The sequence below is a fragment of the Tepidimicrobium xylanilyticum genome (genome assembly GCF_900106765.1).
GTDB lineage: Bacteria > Bacillota > Clostridia > Tissierellales > Tepidimicrobiaceae > Tepidimicrobium > Tepidimicrobium xylanilyticum.
Map to the genome: position 1 here is coordinate 282,939 of NZ_FNNG01000002.1, position 24,974 is coordinate 307,912.

General features: G+C 32.7%; 27 protein-coding genes and 3 riboswitches. Of the genes, 9 read left to right on the top strand and 18 right to left on the bottom strand.

Annotated elements, in window-relative coordinates:
- Window positions 1-50 precede the first annotated feature (50 nt).
- Window positions 51-226, bottom strand: a riboswitch (cobalamin riboswitch).
- Window positions 227-313: 87 nt separating this feature from the next.
- The 7 genes from ribH to cobU all read right to left on the bottom strand — a co-directional run bounded on the left by ribH (window position 314) and on the right by cobU (window position 6,029).
- Window positions 314-778, bottom strand: coding sequence for a 6,7-dimethyl-8-ribityllumazine synthase (ribH, locus tag BLV68_RS03595; RefSeq protein ID WP_093750985.1), 465 nt, complete (start codon window positions 776-778; stop codon window positions 314-316).
- Window positions 779-792: 14 nt separating this feature from the next.
- Window positions 793-1,995: a bifunctional 3,4-dihydroxy-2-butanone-4-phosphate synthase/GTP cyclohydrolase II gene (locus BLV68_RS03600; RefSeq protein ID WP_093750987.1), complete on the bottom strand. Its 1,203-nt coding sequence runs from the start codon at window positions 1,993-1,995 to the stop codon at window positions 793-795.
- Between the two features lie 4 nt (window positions 1,996-1,999).
- Window positions 2,000-2,653 carry a riboflavin synthase gene (gene ribE / locus BLV68_RS03605; protein WP_093750989.1) on the bottom strand — a complete coding sequence of 218 codons (654 nt, stop codon included), beginning with the start codon at window positions 2,651-2,653 and terminating at the stop codon, window positions 2,000-2,002.
- A 13-nt stretch (window positions 2,654-2,666) separates the two neighbouring features.
- A complete protein-coding gene (ribD, locus tag BLV68_RS03610; RefSeq protein ID WP_093750991.1) occupies window positions 2,667-3,758 on the bottom strand; it encodes a bifunctional diaminohydroxyphosphoribosylaminopyrimidine deaminase/5-amino-6-(5-phosphoribosylamino)uracil reductase RibD in 1,092 nt (363 codons plus the stop codon).
- Between the two features lie 98 nt (window positions 3,759-3,856).
- Window positions 3,857-3,973: riboswitch (FMN riboswitch) on the bottom strand.
- A gap of 219 nt (window positions 3,974-4,192) precedes the next feature.
- On the bottom strand, window positions 4,193-4,768 hold the full coding sequence (locus BLV68_RS03615; protein ID WP_159428604.1) for a histidine phosphatase family protein: 576 nt from the start codon (window positions 4,766-4,768) through the stop codon (window positions 4,193-4,195).
- A complete protein-coding gene (gene cobS / locus BLV68_RS03620; protein WP_093750995.1) occupies window positions 4,759-5,523 on the bottom strand; it encodes an adenosylcobinamide-GDP ribazoletransferase in 765 nt (254 codons plus the stop codon). Before cobS ends, BLV68_RS03615 begins: the two co-directional genes overlap by 10 nt.
- Window positions 5,493-6,029 (bottom strand): bifunctional adenosylcobinamide kinase/adenosylcobinamide-phosphate guanylyltransferase, encoded by a 537-nt coding sequence (gene cobU / locus BLV68_RS03625; RefSeq protein ID WP_093750997.1) that lies wholly within the window; start codon window positions 6,027-6,029, stop codon window positions 5,493-5,495. The genes cobS and cobU overlap by 31 nt, the downstream gene beginning before the upstream one ends.
- Before the next feature lie 110 nt (window positions 6,030-6,139).
- A riboswitch (cobalamin riboswitch) is annotated at window positions 6,140-6,315 on the top strand.
- Between the two features lie 106 nt (window positions 6,316-6,421).
- Here cobU and BLV68_RS03630 point away from each other — a divergent pair.
- Genes BLV68_RS03630 through BLV68_RS03650 form a run of 5 tightly spaced genes read left to right on the top strand, consistent with a single transcriptional unit; the run spans window position 6,422 to window position 10,397 of the window.
- On the top strand, window positions 6,422-7,366 hold the full coding sequence (locus tag BLV68_RS03630; RefSeq protein ID WP_093750999.1) for an ABC transporter substrate-binding protein: 945 nt from the start codon (window positions 6,422-6,424) through the stop codon (window positions 7,364-7,366).
- Window position 7,367: 1 nt separating this feature from the next.
- Complete coding sequence (locus tag BLV68_RS03635) at window positions 7,368-8,354, top strand: FecCD family ABC transporter permease (RefSeq protein ID WP_200773623.1); 987 nt, start codon at window positions 7,368-7,370, stop codon at window positions 8,352-8,354.
- A gap of 4 nt (window positions 8,355-8,358) precedes the next feature.
- Window positions 8,359-9,159 (top strand): ABC transporter ATP-binding protein, encoded by an 801-nt coding sequence (locus tag BLV68_RS03640; RefSeq protein ID WP_093751000.1) that lies wholly within the window; start codon window positions 8,359-8,361, stop codon window positions 9,157-9,159.
- Window positions 9,160-9,179: 20 nt separating this feature from the next.
- Window positions 9,180-9,653, top strand: coding sequence for an ECF transporter S component (locus tag BLV68_RS03645; RefSeq protein ID WP_093751002.1), 474 nt, complete (start codon window positions 9,180-9,182; stop codon window positions 9,651-9,653).
- A 12-nt stretch (window positions 9,654-9,665) separates the two neighbouring features.
- Window positions 9,666-10,397, top strand: a complete 732-nt coding sequence (locus BLV68_RS03650) for an AIR synthase related protein (RefSeq protein ID WP_093751004.1) — start codon at window positions 9,666-9,668, stop codon at window positions 10,395-10,397.
- 21 nt (window positions 10,398-10,418) lie between these two features.
- On the opposite strand, the gene BLV68_RS15375 is transcribed toward BLV68_RS03650, so the two are convergent.
- The 7 genes from BLV68_RS15375 to BLV68_RS03680 all read right to left on the bottom strand — a co-directional run bounded on the left by BLV68_RS15375 (window position 10,419) and on the right by BLV68_RS03680 (window position 16,597).
- A complete protein-coding gene (locus tag BLV68_RS15375; protein ID WP_159428605.1) occupies window positions 10,419-10,589 on the bottom strand; it encodes a hypothetical protein in 171 nt (56 codons plus the stop codon).
- An 89-nt stretch (window positions 10,590-10,678) separates the two neighbouring features.
- Entirely contained in the window at window positions 10,679-12,073 is a 1,395-nt protein-coding gene (locus BLV68_RS03655) for a sensor histidine kinase (protein ID WP_093751006.1), read from the bottom strand.
- Window position 12,074: 1 nt separating this feature from the next.
- On the bottom strand, window positions 12,075-12,809 hold the full coding sequence (locus BLV68_RS03660) for a response regulator transcription factor (protein ID WP_234949817.1): 735 nt from the start codon (window positions 12,807-12,809) through the stop codon (window positions 12,075-12,077).
- A gap of 77 nt (window positions 12,810-12,886) precedes the next feature.
- Entirely contained in the window at window positions 12,887-13,621 is a 735-nt protein-coding gene (locus BLV68_RS03665; RefSeq protein WP_093751008.1) for an ABC transporter permease, read from the bottom strand.
- Window positions 13,622-13,632: 11 nt separating this feature from the next.
- Window positions 13,633-14,373 carry an ABC transporter permease gene (locus BLV68_RS03670; protein ID WP_234949826.1) on the bottom strand — a complete coding sequence of 247 codons (741 nt, stop codon included), beginning with the start codon at window positions 14,371-14,373 and terminating at the stop codon, window positions 13,633-13,635.
- Window positions 14,373-15,281, bottom strand: coding sequence for an ABC transporter ATP-binding protein (locus tag BLV68_RS03675; RefSeq protein ID WP_093751012.1), 909 nt, complete (start codon window positions 15,279-15,281; stop codon window positions 14,373-14,375). The genes BLV68_RS03670 and BLV68_RS03675 overlap by 1 nt, the downstream gene beginning before the upstream one ends.
- Window positions 15,282-15,445: 164 nt before the next feature.
- Window positions 15,446-16,597, bottom strand: a complete 1,152-nt coding sequence (locus BLV68_RS03680; RefSeq protein WP_093751014.1) for an aminotransferase class V-fold PLP-dependent enzyme — start codon at window positions 16,595-16,597, stop codon at window positions 15,446-15,448.
- A gap of 191 nt (window positions 16,598-16,788) precedes the next feature.
- On the opposite strand from BLV68_RS03680, the gene yedE reads away from it, so the two are divergent.
- Genes yedE through BLV68_RS03695 form a run of 3 tightly spaced genes read left to right on the top strand, consistent with a single transcriptional unit; the run spans window position 16,789 to window position 18,335 of the window.
- Window positions 16,789-17,871: a YedE family putative selenium transporter gene (yedE, locus tag BLV68_RS03685; RefSeq protein WP_093751016.1), complete on the top strand. Its 1,083-nt coding sequence runs from the start codon at window positions 16,789-16,791 to the stop codon at window positions 17,869-17,871.
- A gap of 10 nt (window positions 17,872-17,881) precedes the next feature.
- Entirely contained in the window at window positions 17,882-18,097 is a 216-nt protein-coding gene (locus BLV68_RS03690) for a sulfurtransferase TusA family protein (RefSeq protein ID WP_234949818.1), read from the top strand.
- A 1-nt stretch (window position 18,098) separates the two neighbouring features.
- Window positions 18,099-18,335 carry a DUF3343 domain-containing protein gene (locus BLV68_RS03695; RefSeq protein WP_093751020.1) on the top strand — a complete coding sequence of 79 codons (237 nt, stop codon included), beginning with the start codon at window positions 18,099-18,101 and terminating at the stop codon, window positions 18,333-18,335.
- 117 nt (window positions 18,336-18,452) lie between these two features.
- Here BLV68_RS03695 and BLV68_RS03700 read toward each other — a convergent pair whose 3' ends face one another.
- From BLV68_RS03700 to BLV68_RS03715, 4 genes are all read right to left on the bottom strand, one after another.
- Window positions 18,453-19,586 carry a YibE/F family protein gene (locus BLV68_RS03700; RefSeq protein ID WP_234949819.1) on the bottom strand — a complete coding sequence of 378 codons (1,134 nt, stop codon included), beginning with the start codon at window positions 19,584-19,586 and terminating at the stop codon, window positions 18,453-18,455.
- A 59-nt stretch (window positions 19,587-19,645) separates the two neighbouring features.
- Entirely contained in the window at window positions 19,646-21,211 is a 1,566-nt protein-coding gene (locus tag BLV68_RS03705; protein WP_093751022.1) for an alkaline phosphatase, read from the bottom strand.
- Window positions 21,212-21,564: 353 nt separating this feature from the next.
- Window positions 21,565-23,037: an MATE family efflux transporter gene (locus BLV68_RS03710; protein WP_093751024.1), complete on the bottom strand. Its 1,473-nt coding sequence runs from the start codon at window positions 23,035-23,037 to the stop codon at window positions 21,565-21,567.
- Between the two features lie 119 nt (window positions 23,038-23,156).
- The gene (locus BLV68_RS03715; RefSeq protein ID WP_093751026.1) at window positions 23,157-23,909 is read right to left on the bottom strand and encodes a sugar phosphate isomerase/epimerase family protein; all 753 of its coding nucleotides are present in this window, start codon (window positions 23,907-23,909) and stop codon (window positions 23,157-23,159) included.
- 320 nt (window positions 23,910-24,229) lie between these two features.
- Here BLV68_RS03715 and BLV68_RS03720 point away from each other — a divergent pair, with 320 nt between their 5' ends.
- Window positions 24,230-24,904 (top strand): TraX family protein, encoded by a 675-nt coding sequence (locus BLV68_RS03720; protein WP_093751028.1) that lies wholly within the window; start codon window positions 24,230-24,232, stop codon window positions 24,902-24,904.
- Window positions 24,905-24,974: the final 70 nt, after the last annotated feature.

Consider the following 24,974-nt stretch of genomic DNA (forward strand, 5'->3'; position numbering starts at 1 on the left):
CATATAAAAATACCTAATAAAAATAAGCCTAGCCTTCCCTCCGAAGGTTATCCAGCGAAAAATATTAGGCAGGTCTCCTAACTTTTGGTCATCCTACTATCAACACCTCCCTAAGAAAATCTCAGTGGTATGAGTTGATTTCATCCCAATTACAGTAGCGGGGCTGTACTGGATTTTCACCAGTTTCACTTTTTATCCATAAGGAACCTAATATTTACAATATTAAATTTTATTAAATTTTCCAATCTTGATTCTATCATAGGCCGAATTTTTATGCAACAATCCTCAACAAGCTTCTAACATAGTATGTAAATCAGTTTATTTCTTTTAATAAATTTGCCATTTCTATTGCAGTAATTGCCGCATCATAACCTTTGTTTCCACTTTTTGTACCTGCTCTTTCAATAGCTTGTTCTATATTGTCTGTTGTAATTACTCCAAATATAACAGGTATTCCAGTACTTAGGGAAACATTTGCTATTCCTTTTGATACTTCGCTTGATACATACTCAAAATGTGGTGTTGAGCCTCTTATTACTGCCCCAAGACAAATCACTGCATCATATTTATTGGTTTCAGCAAGTTTTTTTGCAACTAATGGGATTTCAAAAGCACCAGGAACCCAGAATATTTCAATATTTTCTTCTTCGGTTCCATGTCTTTTTAACCCATCTATGGCACCTGATAGTAATTGACTTCCAATAAATTCATTAAATCTTCCTATTACAATAGCAAATTTCAAATCTTGAGATATTAATTTCCCTACATAAGTTTTCATTGCTTACATCTCCTTTACTTTATATTTAAAATATGCCCCATTTTTTCTTTTTTTGTTTTTAAATAAAAATAATCCTCATCATTTGATTCTATTTCTATAGGTACTCTTTCCACTACTTCCAAGCCATAGTTAGACAAACCATAGATTTTTTTAGGATTATTCGTCATAAGCTTTATCTTTTTTGCTCCAATATCTGATAATATTTGAGCACCTATTCCATAGTCCCTTAAATCTTCAGGATAGCCTAAAGCCAAATTAGCTTCAACTGTGTCCATCCCTTTCTCTTGAAGTTCATAAGCCTTGAGTTTATTTATTAAACCTATACCTCTACCTTCTTGCCTCATGTATAAAAGTATTCCTTTTCCTTCTTCATTTATCCTTTTCATAGATTCATGTAACTGCCCTCCACAGTCACATCTCAATGAAGCAAATACATCCCCCGTCAGACACTCAGAATGAACCCTTACAAGGATTGGCTCATCACAATTTATATCTCCTTTAACTAATGCTAGGTGATGTTCGCCATTTATTTTATTTACATAACCCATGATGCTAAAATCTCCATATATAGTGGGTAATCTGGTTTCAGCAACTTTGGAAACTAAAATTTCATTTTTTATTCTATATGCTATCAAATCTGCAATAGTAATTATTTTTATATTATGCTTTTTTGCAAAATCCATAAGCTGCGGTATTCTTGCCATAGTGCCATCTTCATTGATTATTTCACATATTACTCCTGCTGGATATAGTCCTGCTAATCTTGCCAAATCTATGGCTGCTTCTGTATGACCCGCTCTTTTTAGTACTCCACCCTCTTGTCCTTTTAAAGGAAATACATGACCTGGACGCCTAAAATCTTCTCCTGTAACATTTGGATCAAGCACTTTTTTTATGGTAGTTGCTCTTTCCCCTGCCGAAATTCCAGTAATAGTATCTTTATAGTCTATAGAAACAGTAAAAGCCGTTTCATGATTATCTGTATTTTCCTTTACCATTTGCTCTATGTTTAACTCCTTTAGCCTTTCTTCTATTATAGGCATGCAAACTAGTCCCCTAGCATATTTAATCATGAAATTAATCTTTGAATCTGTAATTTTTTCTGCTGCCACTATTAAATCTCCTTCATTTTCTCTATTTTTATCATCTACGACTATTACAAAATTACCATTTCTAATATCTTCTAATCCTTCTTCTATAGTATTAAACTTAAACATCTTATCACCCCTGTATAAAGCCATTATTTTTCAAAAAATTTATATCTATTTTACTTTCATTTTGAACTTTCTTGTAAGACAAAAATCTTTCAATGTACTTCCCCACCAGATCACACTCAATATTGACTAAATCGTTTATTTTTTTAGTAGCCAATGTTGTAACCACTTTAGTATGAGGAATTATAGCTACCTTAAACTTCTCCTCATCCACAAAGCTTATAGTCAAACTTACTCCATCTATAGCAATTGAACCTTTGTGAACTATATATTTTAATATATCTTTTGAACTAGATATGGTTATCCACATTGAATCCCCTTCTTCTTCAATTTCTTCTATAACACCTGTACCGTCTATATGCCCAGTTACTACATGTCCTCCAAGCCTATCTCCTACTCTCAAAGCTCTTTCAAAATTAACATAATCTCCACTCTGTATAAATCCAAGATTTGTCTTTCTTATCGTTTCAGCCATTACATCCACTTTGAACAAATTCTTATCAAATTCTTTCACAGTTAAACACACACCATTAATGGCTATACTATCCCCTATGGTAATATCCTCGACTATCTTTTTACATTCAAAAGTCATAGTCCATATTTTATTGCTCTTTTTTATATCAAGCACTTTTCCTACTTCTTCTACGAGTCCCGTAAACATAACATCACTTCCTTTATCTTACATAACCTTCAATCATTATATCTTTACCTAATTTAGTAATCTCCATATCTTTCAAGTCTACTACATCCTTTATATGTGCTATTCCTTCCCCTTCAACCGGAGTTTTTGCATCTCTTCCTCCAATAATTTTAGGAGCTATAAAAAATACAACTTTATCTACTAAATCCTCCTTAAAAAAGCTAAAACTTACTTCTCCACCTCCTTCTATTAACAAGCTATCAATCTCTCTCTTTCCCAGTTCTTCCATTAAGAACTGTAAATCCACTCTTCCGTTTTTTGCTGAGCTTACTAGTACTTCCGCCCCTTTTTCTCTAATTGCTTTTACCTTATCTTCCAATGTAAATTTGGTTACTACAACAATAGTGCTAGAAGGGTTTATATTTAGTACTTTTGATGTTATTGGAATCCTACCACTACTATCCAAAATAATTCTTATAGGATCTACACATTGCATATTATCTAATCTTGTATTTAACATAGGGTCGTCCATTATTACCGTATTTACTCCCACCAAAATAGCTGAAACTTTTTGCCTTAATAAATGTCCATATTTTCTTGCTTTTTCTCCAGTTACCCACCTGGAATCTCCTGTATATGTAGCTATTTTCCCATCTAAACTCATGCCAGCTTTCATTATAGTGAAAGGAATTTTAGTAACTATGTATTTAATATATATCTCATTTAACCTCTCAGCTTCTTCTTTTAAAACCCCAACCTTCACTTCCAACCCATTTTCTCTTAGTATTCTTATACCATTTCCAGAAACTATTGGATTAGGATCTTCCATAGCTATAATTACTCTTTTAATTCCACTTTTAATTATCCGATCTACACAAGGTGGAGTCTTCCCAAAATGAGAACAAGGTTCTAAAGTAACATACATAGTAGCATCTTCAACATTTTCCACTGCATAATTTAACGCATTTATTTCAGCATGATTTTCCCCATATTTCTCATGATAGCCTTTGCCTATTATCCTTCCATCTTTGACTATCACTGCCCCTACCAAAGGATTTGGATTTGTAAATCCCATAGCTTCTTCAGCAAGCCCCAATGCTATTTTCATAAAAAATTCATCATTCATAAAATCCCCCCAAATATTAAAGCCCTGAAATAAATTTCAGGGCTGATTAAACAATTTCATTTATAATATAATAATCGTGATAATTATTATAATGCATATGATATCTTCTTCCATCCAGACTATACTGTCGGCTTCGGAATTCCACCGAATCATGCCTAAATAGGCTCGTGGGCTATACCACCGGTGGGGACTTTCACCCCGCCCTGAAGAATCATAATTGGCTTAATTCATTTGTCTATTTTCACTTCAAATATAAATTAGCCTACTCCTTTCCTGTTCTTTAACATCACATATTTTAACAATTTTTAATAAAAGTATATCTGATGTAAATATATGTGTCAAGACATCTTTTAACTTTAAAATCCATCAAGCCTTCTCATTACCACCTTGATCCCTGATTTTTTATTTTGAAATACCTATTTTGGCATATTACATTATTTTACAGTATAATTTGCTTTTTCAATATATTTAAATCCACTTTCATCTATGGAAATTACATTAACACTTCCATTCTCTACTCTAAACTTAAAATAATAATCTAAATTATCAAATACCCAGGATAGAGCAATTCTAATGACTCCAGCATGGCATACTAAAAGGGCATCTTCCCCTTTATTCAAAATCTCCTCCAAGAAGGAAGTAACCCTTTCATATGCCATCTTAATGCTTTCCCCTCTTGGAGTTACAAAATTTATATAGTCTTCGTCCCAAATTTTTGCTTCCTCTGGAAACTTGTCCTTTATTTGTTCATAGGTATTCCCTTCGAATAGTCCAAAATCCACTTCTTTAATCCTTTCCTCCCTTTTCCCATCTAACCCTAATATCTCCATAGTCTGAATAGCCCTATATAAAGGACTCACATATACTTTATCAAAAGACAAGGTATCCACAAAGGTTTTAGTCCTACGAATTTGTTCCTTCCCTTCATCTGTTAATATGGTTTCCTTTGTACTAAATATGCCTTTCACATTATCTTGAGTTTGTCCATGACGAACTAATATTATGTCCACCTTAACACCTCCAAAAATATTATTAAAGATACTATTTCACTTAATTCTATAGTGGCTCCATATACATCTCCAGTAAAACCATCTATTTTTCTATAGGTAATTTTAGTCATCACCTGTCCTATAAGGAAGGAAAAAAATAATGGTATTATATAAATTGGTTTTACTAACAAAACTATTAGCAAATATCCAATTCCTCCAAAAAGGGCATATGTTTTGGGATTGCTTCTATGGAACATATACCCTATTCCATCTTTTCTAGCAACTTTTTTACTTGACATCAAATATGCTATTACTAAGCGGCTATTTCCATAGGATAATGCCAATATAATTGGAATATTTTTGTCTAGACTTAATATTAAAATATATTTTAGTAAAATATCCATAACTATGGAAATAACACCAAAAGTTCCTATTCGGCTATCTTTCATAATTTCAAGCACTTGTTCTTTTTTTCTATAGGATAAAAATCCATCACAAGTATCTGCTAATCCATCTAGATGAAGCCCTCCCGTTATTGCTACCATTGATAGTAAGGCAAAAAAACTAGCTGTATTTTCATTTAAGTGACTAAATATACTGTACGAAACTCCCCCTAGTCCCCCAATTATAATGCCTACTAATGGAAAGAAAAAAATGCTTTTGGATAGATTTTTATCGTTAAAGTCAACAGCCTTTTTTACGGGTATTCGGGTTAAAAATTGTATGGACAATATTAGTCCATCTATCATTTTATCTTCACCGGTATTCCACAACATACCAAATAAACCTCATGGGATAGGGCAGCTATCCTTTGGTTTATCCTTCCTTGAATATCCCTGAAAACTCTGCCTATGTGATTATCTGGTACTAGAGAATATCCTACTTCATTTGTTACCAATACTAGATTATATCTTCTCTCTTCAATAGCTTGGATTAAAGAATATAATTCATCAAATATTCTATTTTCCACTTCCTTCTGTAAATTATAGTCTATATAGTCTTTGCCATCTGTCACATCAAACATTATATTGGAGCTAAGAAGGGTTATGCAATCCAATAAGTAATTCTTCTCTTCTCCTAAGGCATCAGTTAATGAATAATAACCTTCGTAAGTTCTCCAATGGAAAGGTCGACTTTCCCTATGTAATTTGATTCTTTCTTCCATTTCCTTATCCCATATTTTAGATGTGGCTATGTAGACTACATCCTTCTTATCCCTATATAAATTTTCTGCAAAACTGCTTTTACCACTTCGGGCTCCACCTGTAACTAAAATGACCATTTTATCACCTACACTTCTCAATATCCAATTAGTTACTAGTATACCATAAACTAATTCTAGTTGAAACTATTGACTAAATAAATTATTAATATTACAATATATTATACAATTAAATAATCAAATCTTATGGTCCGTAAGGATAAAGGGAAGACGGGTGAGAAGCCCGCGCAGCCCCCGCTACTGTAAGTGAGGATGAAGCCCTAATATGCCACTATCTTTAAAGATGGGAAGGCAGGGTGGAGGATGAATCACAAGCCAGGATACCTGCCATAAGATTTTAGTGAATTAACCTTCGGAGGGAAGGTATAATCTATTTTTTGTGCCCATTTATTAAGAAAACCTACCTCCTAAGGTAGGTTTTTTGATATATACATAGGGATAGGAGGGTCTTCATGAAAAAAATCAAAAACATATTTATTCTACCATTAATATTGATTCTAGTATTTTCATTGGTAGCTTGTACAAATGAAGTTAAATTGGAATCTGAAAATGAAGTTCTTAAATCAAATCAAGAAATAGAAGTAAAATTCCCATTAACTATTACAGACTTTTTAGACAGGAAAGTAACCTTAATAAAAGAACCTAAAAGAATCGTATCCCTTGCTCCTTCTACTACTGAACTTTTATATGCATTAGGAGTAGGAGATAAAGTTGTAGGTGTCACTGAATACGATGATTATCCTCCTGAAGTTGAAAAAGTTCCAAAAGTAGGAGGTTATAAGGGAGCTAATATTGAAGCTATTATTGCACAAAATCCTGATTTAATCTTAGCTTCAAACCAATCCGGTAAAGAGGAAATAGAAACATTAGAAAACATGGGAATACCAGTTTTAGTAATGGAAGCTAAAAACATAGAAGGGATATATAAGTCCATAAAATTATTAGCAGAAATAACTGAAGCTGAAGAAAAAGGAGAAGAAATTATAAATGGAATGAAAACTGAAATTAATAAAATAAAGGAGAAGGTAGAAGGTCTTCCAACAATTGATGTATTTTACCTCGTCTTCTTGGATGGTAACTGGACTGCTGGAAAAGGCACATTTATTGATGAGCTTATAACTATTGCTGGTGGGAGAAATATTGTTGATCTAGAAGGTTGGCCTCAATACAGTATAGAAGAGCTGGTTAAGAAAAATCCTGATGTTATAATTACAGCACCACATGCTGGTAATGTGGAAGATATAATAAAAGCTGAAGGTTACAAGGATACTGATGCTGTCAAAAATGGAAATATATTTGTAGTAAGCGATGATAACATAATATCGAGGGCTTCCAGTAGGCTTGTATTAGGATTGAAAGAAATTGCTGAATTCTTACATCCGGAGGTTTTTAATTAAAGTGAAAAAGAATATTTATTTTATCATAGCTATTCTAGCACTTTTTTTTACAGTTATAATATCCATTTCTGTAGGAGCAGTTAAAATCCCCCTACAGGAAATTGTTAATGTATTTGCGAAAAGTGGAAATCAAACCAATAGAACCATAATCCTCAATTTAAGGCTTCCAAGGGTAATTGGCTCTGCAGTAGTAGGAATGGGACTTTCTGTTGTAGGCGTTTTTTTCCAAGGACTACTCAGAAATACTATGGCTGATCCTTATGTGTTAGGAATCTCATCTGGTGCAGCTTTTGGAGCTACAATTGCCATAATCTTAGGCCTTGGCCTCTTTGGCATTAGTTTTTTGGCCTTTATTTCATCATTAGCAGTTGTAATATTTGTCTATATTGTATCTAAAACTGGTCCAAAAATATCTATGCACACAATGTTGCTGGCAGGAATAGCTATTAGTGCTTTTATTTCTGCAATTATATCTCTATTAATGCTTTTAAATCACGAGGAGTTTAATAAAATTATCTTTTGGACTATGGGAGGATTTAGCCTAACTAACTGGAATAATATTGCATTTTCTGCTCCTATAATTGTCATTTGCTGCTTGATAATGTATGTGTTTTCAAGGGATTTAAATGCAATTTTAACAGGAGAGGAAATTGCTGAACATTTAGGGGTTAATACGGAGATGGTAAAAAAAATTATTTTAGTTTTAGGTTCATTGGTTACTGCTACAACAGTTTCTGTAGGAGGAGTCATTAGTTTTGTTGGACTTATTGTCCCACATATATCAAGAATTATAGTAGGGCCTGATAATAGAATCCTTGTACCTTTTAGTGCTCTATCAGGAGCCATATTTTTAACAATGGCTGATACATTAGCTAGATTTATCTTAAGACCAACAGAAATACCTATAGGAATAATAACTGCAGCCTTTGGTGGGCCCTTCTTTTTATACTTACTAATTAAAAGCAAAAGAAAAAGCGAAAGAATGTGATAATGTGACAATTTTACAAGTAGAAAAATTACATTTTTCCTATGGAAAAACTGAAGTTTTAAAGGACATTAGCTTTACAATAAACAAAAATATGATAGTTGGCATAGTAGGAGGAAATGGCAGTGGAAAGTCTACCCTTTTAAAGAATATATCTGGATATTTGAAACCAGAGTCAGGAAAAATCCTAATTGGCAATAAAGATATTAGACATTTCCCCACAAAAGAAAGAGCCAAATTTATAGCCTATGTACCCCAAGAGATGCCCTATGATTTCGAATTTAGCTGTTATGATATTGTTATGATGGGAAGGATTCCTTATCTTAAAAGATTTCAACAGGAAGGGAAGGAAGATGAAACTATTGTAAAAAAATCGATGAAAATTACAAATACCTGGATATTTAAAGATAAGAATATAAATGAACTAAGTGGGGGAGAAAGACAAAGGGTTTATATAGCAAGAGCATTAGCACAAAAACCTAGCATACTGTTAATGGATGAGCCCATTTCTCATTTGGATATGAAGTATCAAATTGAAATATTATCCCTAGCAAGGGAGTTATCGTCAAAAGGAATATTGGTAATTACCGTCCTTCATGATATAAACCTTGCTTCTCTCTTTTGTGATGAATTGCTCATAATGAAGAATGGAAAGATTATGGACTATGGTCCCCCTAAAAAAGTATTAAAACCTTACAATATAAAATCTGCATTTTCCGTTGATGTAGAATTGATTGATAATCCAATTACCAACAGTCCTTATGTGGTTCCTATCTTAAGAAAAAGAAAACAATTTAAAGTAATTTAGCGTTAAGGAGGTAATATCCAGTGAAATATAACACAAATACTTTAAAAGGCGTTAAAACTATTACTACAGTTTCCATGCTTATAGCTTTAAGTGCTGTAGGTGCCCTTGTTAAAATATTTAATACTGTTGCCTTAGATTCAACTCCAGGATATTTTGCAGCTTTGTCTTTAGGAAATCGGTATGGAGCTATTGTAATAAGCCTAGGTCATTTACTTACTGCATTTACTTCTGGATTCCCTTTAGGGATTTTTATCCACTTTTATATTGCAATTCAAATGGCAATATATGCATATTTATTTAAGTATTTCTATGAAAGATTTAACAGCTTCATTGCCATATTAGTAGGTACTTTACTAAATGGGCCTATTGCTGCTCTTTCATTGGTCCCCATATTTGGTTGGGGGTTCTTTATGGCATGGAACATTCCTTTAACTTTAGGCTCTTTTGTAAACGTATTTTTAGCGGTTTTAATCTATAAAGGAATAGATAAGTAGGTGAAAGGTAAATTGATAGAAAGGTACAGGGATTTAATTATAATCTACGAAAAGGATATGGCTTATGTAATTTCTTGTGATAGCTTAGGAGCCATAGGAAATAAAAAAAATGATGTACTTAAAACTGATGAAGATACGGTGGGTAAAGCGACTATTAAGGTGGCCCTATCCGAAGCCCTATGTGTAGGAGCAAACCCTATTGTCATATGCGATACTTTAGCTGTTGAAATGAATCCTACTGGAAATAGGATTTTAAAGTCCATAAAGAAGGAGCTTAAGGAGAATGGACTTGATGATATAGTTCTAACAGGAAGTACTGAGGAAAACTTTCCAACTTCTATGACGGGTATTGGGATTACCATAATTTCTAGAGCAAAAATATCCGATTTAAAAATTAAGAAAGTAGAAAAAGGGATGCATATTTCTCTTTTAGGATATCCATTGGTAGGCGAAGAAGTTTTGAAAAATCCTAAGGACGTACTTCAGTTGAAAGATTATATGGAAATCTCCAACTCTAAAGAAATAATAGAAGCAATTCCAGTTGGATCTAAAGGAATTGGATATGAGTTAAGGGTGTTAGAAGAGGTATCTGGGCTAAAAGTAGAAGATAAGATTCCTCCCCATGTGGATATAATGAAATCTGGAGGTCCTTCTACTTGCTGTATCATAGTACACAAAGAAAAAAAACCATCTATTATGAATACTATAAATAAACCACTAACCCATATGGGAAGGTTGGTTTGAAATAAAACCCTAGTCTTTGATTTAAGAACTAGGGTTTTCGTTATTCACTTTCTTTTTCTTATTCCAATTTATTAACTTCTCGTTCCTTTTCATATCTTCGTTATCTATTATTCCATGTTCTGCAGCTATTTCATAATTCATCTGATTGAAGAAGTTCTCATCGTTCCTTCTTTTATATTTCTCCTCCTTCATTTAAATCACCTCGTATGTATTTTGTACCAAACTCTTTGCTACATACCAGGTAATTTAAGGGATTTTTATAAGGTGATTTCAACTATAGTTTAAAATGTTATAGTTATCTTGGTTCCTACTCCTAAGGTACTCTCTACCTTTATTTCTCCTTCATGGACTTCAATTATCTGTTTAGCTATGGCCATACCTAAGCCTGAGCCTTTGTGGCTTTCTCCCGTATTTGTTCCTCTATAATATTTTTTGAATAGATTGTCTAAATCTTCCTTAGAAATCCCTTTACCATCATCTACTATAGCAATATAGATCTTATCAGTTTCATCTAAAGTAATGGTTATCTCTGTATCAGCATCATTATGGACTATAGAGTTATAGATAAGATTTGCAAATGCTCTTTGTAGCAATGATTTATCAAATTCAAAAATAATCCTTTCCTTCTTCGCATTAAAGTTTATTCTCCTATTCTGATATCGAGGATTATTTAATACATCTATAGCAATTTCCCTTATAAGCTCTATAAGATCGCCTTCCTGGCGATTAAGGGGAAATCGCCCTTTTTTTAAAACCTCGGTTAGCTTCAAATCCCCTAGTAATTTCTCCATATATTCAGCCTTTCCTTTAATAATGCGGGAGTATTCCTTTATTTCATCTTGGCTTAAAATATATTCTTCATCTGCCATCAGCTCCCCATAACCTTTGATTGACGCTAAAGGAGTTTTCAAATCGTGAGACAGATTCTGAATCCATTCTTCTCTCATCTTCTCAATATTTTTCCGTTCAATCTCATTTCTCTGTAATATATTGGTTAGATTATTAAGGCTACTATACACTTCTTTATATAGGCCTTTTTCAGTATATTTTCTATTATATTCTCCCTTTGACAATAAACTTATACCCTCAACAATTTCTATTATTGGTTTAGCAAGATTCCTTCCAAAGACATATCCCATTACTATTAGTACTATAATTGGAACTACAAATAGGTAAACAAGTACTTTTAGGATTTTGATTTTCATATTTGCTGGAGAATAGATAATACTATATTTAGCTATTTTATCCATAGGAAAACCTATAATATAACTCCATTTATAATTATTCATTTCGGCTGTACCAGCAAAAGTGGTATAGTTATCTATGGCACCAGTATAGATATTATAATAAACCATTTCACTGGGAGCATAGCGTTCTAAAGCATCCCCAGGCTTATTCCAGCTAAAAACCTCATATCCTTCTTCATCCAAAATCTGAATCCAGGCATTTCTAAGTTTAAGTTCTTTAATTCCTTCTTCTGTGACTATAGGCTTACCCTCTTTTTCGATAATGTACTGATAAAAATTTAAGGAAAATTCACCTAACTTGCTCCAACCACTATTCTCTTTGTTATCTGAAAAAAAATATTGATATACAATGAGCATATTGATGTGAAAAGCAATTATTACAGATAATATGATGATTAATAAAAATCTTATAAGAATCTTCCACTTCATTTTATCTATCCTCTACTACCAGTTTATAACCTAAACCCTTTACAGTAATTATATGTTTTGGATTAGCAGGGTCATCTTCTAATTTTTGTCGAAGATGCCTAATATGAACCATCAATGTATTATCATATCCTTCATAATCATAGCCCCATACCTTTGCTAATATTTTGTTTTTGCTCAATATCTGATTTGGATTATCTATTAAATATAGAAGAAGATTATACTCCTTAGCAGTTAAGGTTACCGAAATACCTCCTTTTTTAACTTCTCCTTTCCTTCGGTCAATTTCAACATTCCCAAATTCAAATATGTCCTTTACATAAGTTTGCTGATTTAAAGCCATATATTGATTTCTTCTAAAATGGGCTTTAATACGATATGCTACTTCTTTAGGGCTAAAGGGCTTGGTAATATAATCGTCTCCACCAATCCCTAGTCCTAAAAGCTTGTCCACATCTTCATCCATAGCTGATAGGAAAAGTATTGGTACAAGGGTAAATTCTCTAAGTTTTCTACAAACTTCAAAGCCATCAATGTCTGGCATCATAATATCTAATATAATTAGATCTGGATTTACCTCTTCAGTAATCCTAATTGCTTCAGATCCAGAAGTAGCTTTGTATATATTAGTGAAATCCTCTTTTAAAAGGACAGTTTCTAACAAGTTTAAAATATCTACTTCATCATCTACTAATAATATTTTTTTATTTCTAATACTTGTCATATCTATATCCAACAAGACTCACACCCCCTATCAAAGCCCATTATACAACAAATTTAAATAATTTTCCTTAACTTGAAAATAAGCTTTTTATTTTAAACAATATCCTTCTTCATAAATCCATTATACCCTAAAACAAATATAATGACCAATAGCATAAGGCTAATAATATACACAATATTACCTTTATTAAATGTAGTCATATCTCCTCCTAAAGCTGCCATAATGGGATATGTCCAAGGATATACTATCCAATACTTAGAATTAGCTACTATCATTGACGGCAGAGTTAATCCAATTCCAATGCCTAAAGGTATGGTCATATGAGAAAACCTGATGCTTAATACATAAAGAATGGCCATAATAGGTAAAGCTGCTACATACATTACAATAGGTTTCATAAACAGAGTATTATATGGAATATCTCCACCAATTCTAGTAATTTTACCAGCCAAATAAATACTTGCAATCAAAACCAGAATATTTATAAAAATGAGCATACATCCAATGATAAATTTTATTCCGTATACCTTCTGTCTATCTTTTGGCAAGCTGAGATAGTGCTTCCAATTGTCATTTGTATTTTCTATTCTTGCTATTAAAGTCATGACAATGCTTATTAAGATGGGAAAAAGAATATTAACATAAAATATCATGCTCTGAATATAAAGTTGGTGCCATGCATTCTGTCCTTTTCCTGTAAATAAATCATAATAACGTAGTAAATTCAATGCTCCCTGTATTACAATAAATATAGGTGCTAGTATTACTATCCACAATACTTTAGAGTGTTTTAACTTTAAAATTTCAATTCTAAATATATCCCTCATCTATTTCACTCCTAACAAATTTCTTTTCTATTAAAGAAAATAAACCCTATTAGTAAAAATAATATACTAATGACGGAACCATATTGCAGTGGAATACCGTTATTTATGGTCGAGTCAGGTAAAGTATACATGATATGAGCATAAGGAATAATTTTAGACAATTTTTCAGATTGGGCGAAAAACAATGATGATGCAACCCCTACAAACCCAATGGTCAATGCAATGTTAGTATTATTGATTTCAGAGCTAATAAAACATTGAATGCTAATTAAACTAGTAATGCTAACTATTTGATATAAGGTATATTTTAAAATTAATATTAAGTCTACTGTTTCAGGAAACCTTAGGGCTATACCTGCAATCAATAAAACAACTCCGTTGATTAGTATCATGATAGTACTAAGTATAAATGCTAAAAACCACTTAGCAAAATATACTTTCATTTTTGAAACTGGAAGAGCCAAAGTACTTTTCCAGCCATTTGATCTATATTCTATATAATGCACCATAGAAGCAAATATGGTAACCACTAAAGAAAGGAAAAAAAACCATAAAAAATGATGCTGTAACAGTAATATATTCCATGAACTTAAACCTTTATTAGCCTCTAATCCTATTAAATAATCGTATCGTAGTAGTAAATTGATAAAGCTAAGCCCTCCTGCTAAAATAGGGATTAACAAGGCGATGGGCCATGTAAAACTTTTCCTCTGCTTAAGAAATTCTCCCTTTAATATCTGATAAAACTCCATCACTGTTCTATCCCCCCTGTCAACTGTAAAAAGACCTCTTCTAAGTTTTGCTTGTTTTCGCTTAGATGGGAGACACCATAGCCTTCTAATACCAATTCTTTGTTTAATTCCTCTATATTGATTTTATCTCCCAGTATATAAAGCTTACCTTCTCTATTCTCCACATTATAACCCTTTCTCTTTAAAAATTTTTCTGCTTCTAAAAGGGGTTGAACTTTAATAGCAATTTCCCTATTTCCCATATCTTTTAATTCCTCTAAAGTTCCCTGAAATAGCAAATTACCTCTGTGAATAATTCCCACATGATCAGCTACCAACTCAATTTCGCTTAGAATATGGCCACTGATTAAAACTGTAGCACCTATAATTTCAGGAAGACTAATAATCAAATTTCTAATTTCCCTTACCCCTGCTGGGTCCAGACCATTAGTTGGCTCATCTAATATTAAAAGTTCTCTATTCCCCATTAGAGCTTGAGCAATTCCCAATCTTTGTTTCATGCCCAAAGAAAATCCTTTAACCCTTTTATTTTTCCATTTGGATAATTTTACTATATCTAAGGCTTTATCAATTTCCTTTTTATCCAATTCTAATATCCTTCTTATTATTTCTAAATTTTCATAGGCTGTTAAATTTTCATAATAGGAAGGAGATTCTACCAAGGCTCCTACCCTTCTTAATATTTCCTTTCGATGGCTTCTAATTTCTTTGTTAAATAAATAGGCTTCTCCTTTTGTAGGTTTCACTAGGTCTAAAAGCATACGAATGGTAGTAGATTTTCCCGCACCATTTGGACCTAAAAAGCCGTACAAAGCTCCTTTCTTAACTTTTAGATTTAAATCCCTAACAGCTATAAGGCTTCCAAATTCTTTGGTTAATCCTTTAGTCTCAATTACTAATTCACTCACCCAAACCCCTCCTAATATTAATTTACTTTGGTCATTTTTAATCTTAGAGGGACTAACTTAATTATCAATTAAAGTAACCTTAATTTTACTTTAAATTTAAAATTAATAAAAAAAGACCAAACCAAAATAGGCTATGGCCTTTTCAAAACATAAATTTAAATCTATTAACTTCTTATAACCTTATATATAGCATCAATTGCATATTTCACATCTTCAATAGTGTTAAAATAACTAAAGCTAAATCTAATAGTACCTTGAGGGAATGTGCCTAAGGTCTGATGAGCTGAAGGAGCACAATGTAATCCACATCTGGTCATAATTCCAAAATCATTATATAGATTATATGCAATTATTGCATTATCTTTTGTAGGAATATCTATGGAAACTACAGCAGTTCTATTTATCAAATTCTTCTTACCAACAATATTTAATTCGGGAATATTTAAGATACCTTCTAAAAAATTTTCTAGTAGGAATAGCTCTTTTTCTTTTATGGTATTAACCTTTTCCTTTAAAATATACTTTAAAGCTGCATTTAATCCATAAATTCCAGGAATATTCAAGGTTCCAGCTTCAAATTTATCGGGCATATATTCCGGTTGAACTTCCTTATCTGATAGGCTGCCTGTCCCTCCTTCTACAAGGGTATCCAATACTGTTGCTAGTTCATCATTTACTATAAAACCACCAATACCTTGAGGTCCTAAAAGACCTTTATGGCCTGTAAAAGCTATAGCGTCAGCATTTAATTCTTTATAATCTATATCTAAAAAGCCTGCTGTCTGGGCAGTATCCATTATGAAATAGAGTCCCCTTTCCTTACACATGTAACCCACCCTTTTCAAGTCCAATATAGTTCCACAAACATTGGATGCATGAGTCATCACGATTGCTTTAGTATTTGGCTTAATAAGCCCATATATATCATTAGGATCCAATTCTCCTTCCCTATTGCACATAACCTTTGAGTATTCAACCCCTCTTTCTACCAGGCTATTTATAGGTCTAACAACTGCGTTATGTTCCATAGATGAAATTATTACATGATCCCCAGGTTTTAATAATCCCTTTACCAATATGTTAAGACTTTCAGTTACATTCTTAGTAAATATTACGTTTTCTGTTTTATTAAAATTAAATAATTCACAAATTAGCTCCCTAGTTTCATAAACTATGTTCTCCGCCTCAAAGGAACTCTTGTAGGCTCCCCTATTGACGTTGCATCCTATCTTAGTTAAATAATTATACATACTTTCAGCAACTCCTGGGGCTTTAGGAAAAGCTGTTGCGCCATTGTCTAAATACAGTTCTCTCAAAATTCCACCTCCTATTTCGCTAAAATTTAACGATCTGCTAATTAAAGGATATATCTATTTATGAAAATTAACAACTGCTATTTGGAATATCTATAAGATGTGATTGGGTATTCATAATCTTTATTATACTTTTTTGCAGGTAATTGTTAAACTTTAGATAAGAAGAAAAATATATAAAGGAGGGTTTTTCGTTGAAGGAAAAAAGAGGAATTATAATTACTGGAGCAATTGTAGGAATTATATCAGTGCTACTAGTCAAGTTTGGAAACCCTAAAAACATGGGATTCTGTATAGCCTGTTTCATAAGAGATATTGCAGGAGGTATCGGGTTACATAGAGCACCAATAGTTCAATATATTCGCCCAGAAGTCATTGGACTAGCATTAGGTGCATTTATTATTTCCATGAAGAATAGGGAATTCCAAGCTAAAGGAGGCTCCTCACCTTTTACTAGATTTATTCTGGGAATTGTAGTAATGATAGGAGCTCTAGTCTTTTTAGGTTGTCCTTTGAGAATGGTATTAAGGTTAGCAGGTGGCGATTTAAATGCCATTTTAGGTATTGTAGGCTTTGCAGTGGGTATTTATATTGGAGTTTTCTTCTTAAACAAAGGATTCAGTTTAAAAAGGAATTATACTTTACCTGATTTTGAAGGATATCTTTTCCCAATTGTAAACCTAGGCCTATTTGTTTTACTTATATCAGGTTTTAGCATGTTATTTTTTAGTGAAGAAGGTCCAGGGTCTATGCACGCCCCAGTTTGGATTTCTTTAATTGCTGGATTGATAGTAGGAGTATTAGCTCAAAGGACAAGGCTTTGCATGGTAGGTGGCATTAGAGACATGATATTGTTTAGGGATGGCTACCTAATCTCTGGTTTCTTAGCTATATTTGTCTTTGCTTTAATTGGAAACCTAATATTTGGTTATTTTAACTTGGGTTTTGCCGAACAGCCAGTAGCTCATACCGATGGGGTATGGAATTTCTTAGGAATGGTTCTAGCTGGATGGGGTTCTGTACTCTTAGGGGGTTGTCCTCTAAGACAGCTAATTCTTGCTGGAGAAGGAAATGGAGATTCCGCCGTAACGGTAATGGGATATCTAGTAGGTGCAGCAGTTGCTCATAATTTTGGATTAGCTTCTAGCACTGCTGGTGCTTCAGACTATGGAAAAATATCAGTCTTTATATTGTTAGCCATAATTTTAGTAATCTCCATATTAAATTCAGAGACATTAGCTGGTAAGAAGGCATTAGGTAAATCTAGCAGTAATTAGTTGAAAGGAGATGAATATAGTGGAAAGAATTGATACAAGAGGCATGTCTTGTCCTCAACCAGTATTGATGACTAAAAATGCCATAGAAAAACACCCTGAAGGATTAGAAATTTTAGTGGATAACAATACTGCAAAAAATAATGTGACTAGATTTTTAAAAAACTTAGGTTATAATATAAACTACAAAGAGGAAGATGAAGATATTTTAATAATAGCGAGGAAATAATATGAATTCATACGTAGCAGTTTTTTTCACCCATTCAGGTGCAATTAAATTTAATAAAAAATGTAAGGCTAATAATATCGAATGTGAACTTATGCCCGTACCCAGACAGTTGAGTTCCAATTGTGGCATTGGCGCTAAGTTTAAATTCGATCAGAATATAATGGATATAGTAGATGATGAAATCGAAAAGATATTCATTATAGAAGAAGGAGAATATAAGCTGGTATATAGTGAGTAAGGTGAAATTGTAAGACCTTCTCTAATGCAGTAGGCTCTATTGAAAGGAGCTAAATTCTTTAAGATTTAAAACAGAAGCTCAGTGGTATTTGCATAAAGAACACTGAGCTTCTGTTTTTTACTGCTCTATCTTAAATAATAATCCACAAGTTATTGATGTCAAAGGGGAAACCAGTACAAGTCCTATACAGCCAACAAAAGTGTGAAGTATCTCCGCTGCTATTGTCTTAGAATTTAATATATTAAGTATTGGTGTTCCTTGAGCCATGTAAACCATCATGATCGATAGATAGCTTCCCATGTATGCAAATAAAAGAGTTGTAGTCTGGCTCCCAACTACTGATTTTCCAATGTTCATCCCTGATGCTATCAAATTTCTAAAAGTTATTTTAGGGTTGTTCTTCACAATTTCATCTAATGCCGATGAAATGTCTACAGCAAGGTCTAATATTGCCCCAGAACATGCGAGATAAATCCCTGCTTGAAAAATAGCTGTTAAATTCAGCTTTAAAAAGCCTGAATAAAGTAGTGATTCTGACCAATCCATAACTGCACCATGAATATTAAAGTAGTTACCAAATATAATTGCTAAAATACAAGTGACAAAAGAACAGGAAATTGAACTTATAATAGCTGCATAGGCCCTTCTTGTAAAACCTGTAACCAATAAAATGGTTATAATAGTTAAAGAATTTCCTACTATCAATGATATAATAATGGGATTGAATCCTTTTAACATTGATGGAATTAATATCTTCCATATACTAAGTAATGCAAATGCAAACGATAATAATATTCTAGTACCTGTAAAACCTGAAAAAAGTACAATAATTACAGCAAAGCACCCTATAAGAACAATTTCCTTATTTAATCTATAATGTTCCACCATATTTGCAAAATTAATATTCCCATCTTCATCAAAACCAATAAGAACCCATGCCTTATCGCCTTCTACAAAAATCTTGTCTTCCGCAAGGCTTCCTTTTAGCATATTGCTTGCATCTATTACTTGCCCTCTATAGGAACCCGTTTCAATTTGGATTGTAGCCCTTTGATCACCATGTTTAAATAGCCCTGTATTAATTACATTTGAGTTATCAACAGATAATACTTTCGCCTTTACCCCTTCCGTATTTATGTATAATTGTTTATCAAAGCCAGTTGGCAATAACGCAAGTATAGTTAGAATAATTAACAGGGAAAGAATAAAACCTATTTCCTTCCTATTAACTTTACCCAAAATATCTTTCAAGAAATAACACCCTTTCATTAAACAAGGCTGGAATATTTCCAGCCTTGTTATTCATTAAGCTATTTTAGTCCTGTTGCAGTAACTAGCTTATGATAAATTTCTGTATTATCATATGCACCATTGAATAATTCAGCTCCTACGCCTGTTGCATATACCGGAACTGGTATCCCCGTGTGAGCATAGGAAGTCCAACCTATGCCAGCTTTATTATTTAATATATGAGTCAATGTAACTGATAATGGATTATAACCTCCATAGAGTCTATATGATTCTTCATCTTTTGGCAGTTCTTCCTTCATGGTATCATCAAATGCTCTCTTTAATCTTTCTACTTCGCTGTTTGAAAGTTCCAATGTCATGTATGGATTATCGCCTTCCCCATCTTCGTATTCATTCTTCAAACCAAAATTTTCAGTAATAATTGGCATTACATCTTCAAATTTTAATTTAGGATTTTTCTTTATCATTTCATCAAGCAATTCATCAAATGCTACATAGGACATTTTTTGATTTTCCAGTATCTCAAATGCTACATCATATCCTGTTGTAGCTTGACCTATGCTCATACCACCTGTTTCATGGTCTCCTGTTACAATTATTAAAGTTTCTTCTGGATGCTTCTTAGCAAAATCAATGGCTACTTGGACTGCATCTTCAAAGGCTAAAACTTCCATTATGTTCGTTTTGGCATCGTTAGCATGTCCTGCCCAGTCGATTTTGCCTGATTCAACCATCATGAAGAATCCTTTTTCATTATCAAGAACATCTATACCCTTTTTAACAAAATCAGCAAGAGTTAAGTCTCCTTCTTTATTATCTATTGCATATGGCATAGAACCAGAATCTTGGACTACTGGTGTAACTGCATATACTTTACCTTGCTTATTATCTAAAGCCAATATATCTTCTTTTGTATTTACTATTTTATATCCCTTTTCTTTCAAAACTTCATATGCATCTTTTTGATCATTGTTATTACCTTTTGGTTTATTTATTGTTCCACCACCAAAAAAATCAAAGTTAGAATCAGCCATCTGCATTGCAATTTCATAGTAATCATTCCTTGATGGTACATGTGCATAATAGGCAGCAGGAGTTGCATGGTTCATGGTAACTGTTGATATTATCCCTATCTTCATCCCTTTTTCTTCCTTAAGCTTCTCGGCTATTGTTTTAGGTATATCTTTTAAATCTACATTTTCAACTTCATTCCCTGAAATATCCCCTGTTGGCTTTAAGCCTATAGTACCACTCCAAGTTTTATATCCCGAAGATAGTGCTGTCGCTGTGGAAGCTGAATCTGGTGCAAAGGAAGTTGAATCATGGGTAGTTTGATATCCTACTGCTTCGAAATTCTGAAAATTAAGCACATCTAACTTCATATTATTGGGTTTATTACTTCCGCCATAGATTTGAGCTGAGTTTACTTGGGCAGCTGCCATACCATCTCCAATAAACATAAATATGTATTTTGCAACTTTTCTCGCCTCATTTACTGAAGATGTATTGGATACTGCTTCAACTAATTCAGGACTTGGATTAGTTGAATAAATTAATGATCCTCCCATTACAATAGCAACTATTGTAACTATAAGTAGTAATGATGATAGGAATCTTTTAAACATAATATCCCTCCATACTTATTTTTTTCCTACAATTACACTATAAATTGTGTTTGTTAAATCTAAATAAGGTGTAAGTTATATCTATGTTAATCTTGTGTAAAATATGCTGGATTAGAACTAATTTAAGGATCAAAAAATCCTGCAACTATTCAAGTGGCAGGATAAGTAGTGGGAATCTATAGACTAAGGTAGTTAGAAATTAGATTTTGTTGAAAACGAGGAAGTCTAATTACAGCGAACATATATAGAAGGATATTTCTATTGTTGATTATAGTGAAAAGAAAATTGAAGAGCATTTATCAGATGTAACAAGAGAGGGTTTGCCATATTGAAACAAACCCTTCTAATCTTTTTTATACCCTTATGTCCTTCCATTTACCTGAATTAAATCTCATTTCTATTAATAAGGTACGGAATAATTGATCAATAGCTAATGCTATCCAAGCTCCCATTAATCCCCAGCCTAGAGCTCTAATACTAAAGATAGCAAGACCTGGTCTTAGCAATAATATCGTTATAAATGTAATTATTGCTGTTGCTCTTGTATCTCCAGCTCCCCTTAAAGCCCCTGCTAATATAAATTGGGACGATTGGAAAGGTTGTATTAGTGCTATTATTTTTAATATCTGAGTACCTTGGGTAATTACTTGAATATCGTCTGTATATAAAGATATAATAGGTTCTCCGAATAAGAAAAATACAACTCCTAAAAATATGGACACATACATTCCCAGTCGTTTAGTTCTTCTACTATAGGCCTGGGCCATATCTGGCCTTTTTTTACCTAAACTTTGACCCATTAAAGACGTGGCAGATACCGAGAAGGCTTGTCCGTTCATGAAGGATAGAGCAGTAATATTCATACATACTTGATGAGTTGCAAAAGCTATTGTTCCAAGAGATGCAACAGTTTTTGAATAAATTATTATTCCTACCCTCATGACCAACTGTTCTACCATAGCTGGAATACCAATATTAAAAATACTGACCATATATTTTTTCTGTGGTTTAAAACCCCCTTTATAACTTAGATGTAAGTACTCTCCTTTTCTGGTAATCCTTCTTATAGCTAGTATAAATGCAACGAATTGCCCTAATATTGTAGCTATGGAAGCTCCTGCCACTTCAAGTCTTGGAAAGCCAAAATTACCAAATATCAATAGATAATTGAATACTACATTTACTAAGTTGGCAATAAGATTATATTCCATGGCTGTTTTAGAATCCCCAATTCCGCGTAATGCTGCAGTTACAGTGCTTGTCAGTGCTAATGGGACAAATCCAATCATCTGTATTTTTAAATATGCAGTTCCACCCACTAAAGTTTGCGCATCAGCTGCTCCCATAAATTTAATCATAGCTTCTGAAAAAGCATAACCTACTATAGATGCTGCTAAGGATAGAACAAAGGTTAAAAACATGGATTGATTCAAAACGGTATTGGCTCTCTCAGGATTATCCTGACCTTTTGCCCTTGCTATTAACGCTGTTGCTCCTACATTCATAGCCATAAAGGCTGTCATCATTAAAAATTTAGGCTGCATAGTTAATCCTACAGCAGAAATAGCCCAAGGCCCTAAGCTTCCTACCATCATTAAGTCCACCATAGATGCCAACTGGGTCAATGTTAATTCCACAAAGGAAGGCCATGCAATTTTTACTATATCGTTATACAACATTTTTGAGCTAATGCCAGGTGGAAGTGCCTTGGTAACCCGTTCTCCTTTTCCATATCTATCGGAATCATCTCCTGCTTCTACTAAGTCTAAAGCTAATTGCCCTTGATTATCTGTTTTTTTAAACAAAGCCTGCACTTTCTTAATCATTTATACTATCTCATTCCTTTCCATCTAATCCAGACCATTATATCAATTATTTTAATTAGAGAGTCTAAATAAATTTGACAAAATTATTCTATCATAATTTGAATTTTTTCTCAACACCTCTAAATTAACCTTTTTATTTCATCTTCAACATCAGAAATACCGTATTCTAAGGCTATTTTTGGATTTAAATTGTATTTATTTAATAGCTCTTTTATCAACAATATGTTCTCCCTAGTAGGTCTATTGTGTTCATCATAAATCCCATTATTCCAATGTAAATGAATGTATTCAATCATATCGTTCAATATCTTAATCCAATCTTCCAGTTCAACTTTACTTTCAAGTAAAGCATGACCTATATCAAAGCAAATTTTCACATTTGGTAGGTTAATGATGTCCACCAGTTCTTTGATCATTAAAGGATCGAATTCAAATACATTTTCTATGAGTACCGTTCCATTAAAATCTTCTACTTCTTCAAGAATTTTATTCCAAAATTCTCTATTCAAATTATTAGTCATCTCCACTATTTTAGGCTCCTTTATCCAGGGATTAATCTGACTGTGAAATATTATATAGTCTACATTTAATTTTTTTCCAATGTTTAAAGCTTGTAGATATCTATTATAACTTGCTTCCTTTATTTTAGGGTCTAGACTAACTGGTTTTAAATCTAAAAAAGGACCATGTAATGAAAGAGTATTAGGAAATCCTTCTAATGCTTTTTTATATTCATCTACCCTTTCATCCCAACCCATTTCTAATAGGTTAGGATTAACAAAATCCTGTATTTCTAATCCTAAATTTAATTGAATATATTTCTCCCTATTAAAATCCTTTATATGTGAGATACAGTTTATAATATTACTCATTGTTATAACCCCATTTCTAAAATGTTAGACTTTATGAAACCAGCAAAATAAAAAAAGCTAACCATCTAGCTTCAAAAGTTAGCATTATAATATTATATACATTGGATCAAATCCTTATAGGTAGGCTACTAATGAACAATACAACCCTTTATAAGTAATTTAATAGCAACTATCTAAGTTGATATTACAATGCTTTTCTTTTTTTGTCAAATGAGGATTGTACAAATTACTTATAAAAACACTCCAAAAAGTGTTACATTTAATGCTATAATTTTGATATAAATTTGAGTATTTTAGAACTATCGTTGGGGGTGGATGTAATGAGTTTGAAAATATTTAATGCTTTTACACTGAAATGCCTAATGACTATTTTCATGGTTTTAGACCATGTTGCCTATTTTATACCCGACTCCCCTTATTGGTTTCACTGGTTGGGTAGGATTGTAGCACCTATATTCGTATTTTTATTGACTGAGGGCTATATACATACTAGGGATTCCAAGGCCTATATGAAGAGGCTTTTTATAGGAGCAGCAATTATGTTCGTTGGAAATTCAATTATTTGGCTTGTTTTTCGAAGGGATACAATTATTTCCAATAATATATTCCTATCCCTAGCACTGGGAGTAGCCCTTTTGAGGAATTTAGAAATGGAAAATAGAAGTAAACTTACTATTTTCTTTATAATACTTGTTTCTGCCCTTGCTGAAGGATCTTTGATAGTTACAGCAATGGTCTTAATATTCTACTATTTTAAAGAAGATAAGGTAAAATTGTCCCTTTCCTATATACTACTTTCTAGCCTATTTCTATTAGAAGGACTGTCTTATGATTATTTATTCGCAGAAAATCCCCAGTGGATGATGGTCTTTGCTTTACCTTTTATATTAATGTATAATGGCAAAAGGGGACCTAAAATAAAATATTTCTTCTATATATTTTATCCAGTTCACATATGGATTCTATACATTATTGGGTATTTAATGGAAAGATAAAGTTTCGAATAATCCAATGAGTAAGATTTAGTTAATATGATATAATAAATCTACTATCATTTTTAGGAAA

Coding starts and splice junctions, on each gene's coding strand:
- ribH (WP_093750985.1), bottom strand. CDS start 778: ATGAAAACTTATGTAGGGAAATTAATATCTCAAGATTTGAAATTTGCT.
- BLV68_RS03600 (WP_093750987.1), bottom strand. CDS start 1,995: ATGTTTAAGTTTAATACTATAGAAGAAGGATTAGAAGATATTAGAAAT.
- ribE (WP_093750989.1), bottom strand. CDS start 2,653: ATGTTTACGGGACTCGTAGAAGAAGTAGGAAAAGTGCTTGATATAAAA.
- ribD (WP_093750991.1), bottom strand. CDS start 3,758: ATGAATGATGAATTTTTTATGAAAATAGCATTGGGGCTTGCTGAAGAA.
- cobS (WP_093750995.1), bottom strand. CDS start 5,523: ATGTTGTGGAATACCGGTGAAGATAAAATGATAGATGGACTAATATTG.
- cobU (WP_093750997.1), bottom strand. CDS start 6,029: ATGGTCATTTTAGTTACAGGTGGAGCCCGAAGTGGTAAAAGCAGTTTT.
- BLV68_RS03630 (WP_093750999.1), top strand. CDS start 6,422: ATGAAAAAAATCAAAAACATATTTATTCTACCATTAATATTGATTCTA.
- BLV68_RS15375 (WP_159428605.1), bottom strand. CDS start 10,589: ATGAAGGAGGAGAAATATAAAAGAAGGAACGATGAGAACTTCTTCAAT.
- BLV68_RS03655 (WP_093751006.1), bottom strand. CDS start 12,073: ATGAAGTGGAAGATTCTTATAAGATTTTTATTAATCATCATATTATCT.
- BLV68_RS03665 (WP_093751008.1), bottom strand. CDS start 13,621: ATGAGGGATATATTTAGAATTGAAATTTTAAAGTTAAAACACTCTAAA.
- BLV68_RS03670 (WP_234949826.1), bottom strand. CDS start 14,373: ATGGAGTTTTATCAGATATTAAAGGGAGAATTTCTTAAGCAGAGGAAA.
- BLV68_RS03690 (WP_234949818.1), top strand. CDS start 17,882: ATGAATATAGTGGAAAGAATTGATACAAGAGGCATGTCTTGTCCTCAA.
- BLV68_RS03695 (WP_093751020.1), top strand. CDS start 18,099: ATGAATTCATACGTAGCAGTTTTTTTCACCCATTCAGGTGCAATTAAA.
- BLV68_RS03705 (WP_093751022.1), bottom strand. CDS start 21,211: ATGTTTAAAAGATTCCTATCATCATTACTACTTATAGTTACAATAGTT.
- BLV68_RS03710 (WP_093751024.1), bottom strand. CDS start 23,037: ATGATTAAGAAAGTGCAGGCTTTGTTTAAAAAAACAGATAATCAAGGG.
- BLV68_RS03715 (WP_093751026.1), bottom strand. CDS start 23,909: ATGAGTAATATTATAAACTGTATCTCACATATAAAGGATTTTAATAGG.
- BLV68_RS03720 (WP_093751028.1), top strand. CDS start 24,230: ATGAGTTTGAAAATATTTAATGCTTTTACACTGAAATGCCTAATGACT.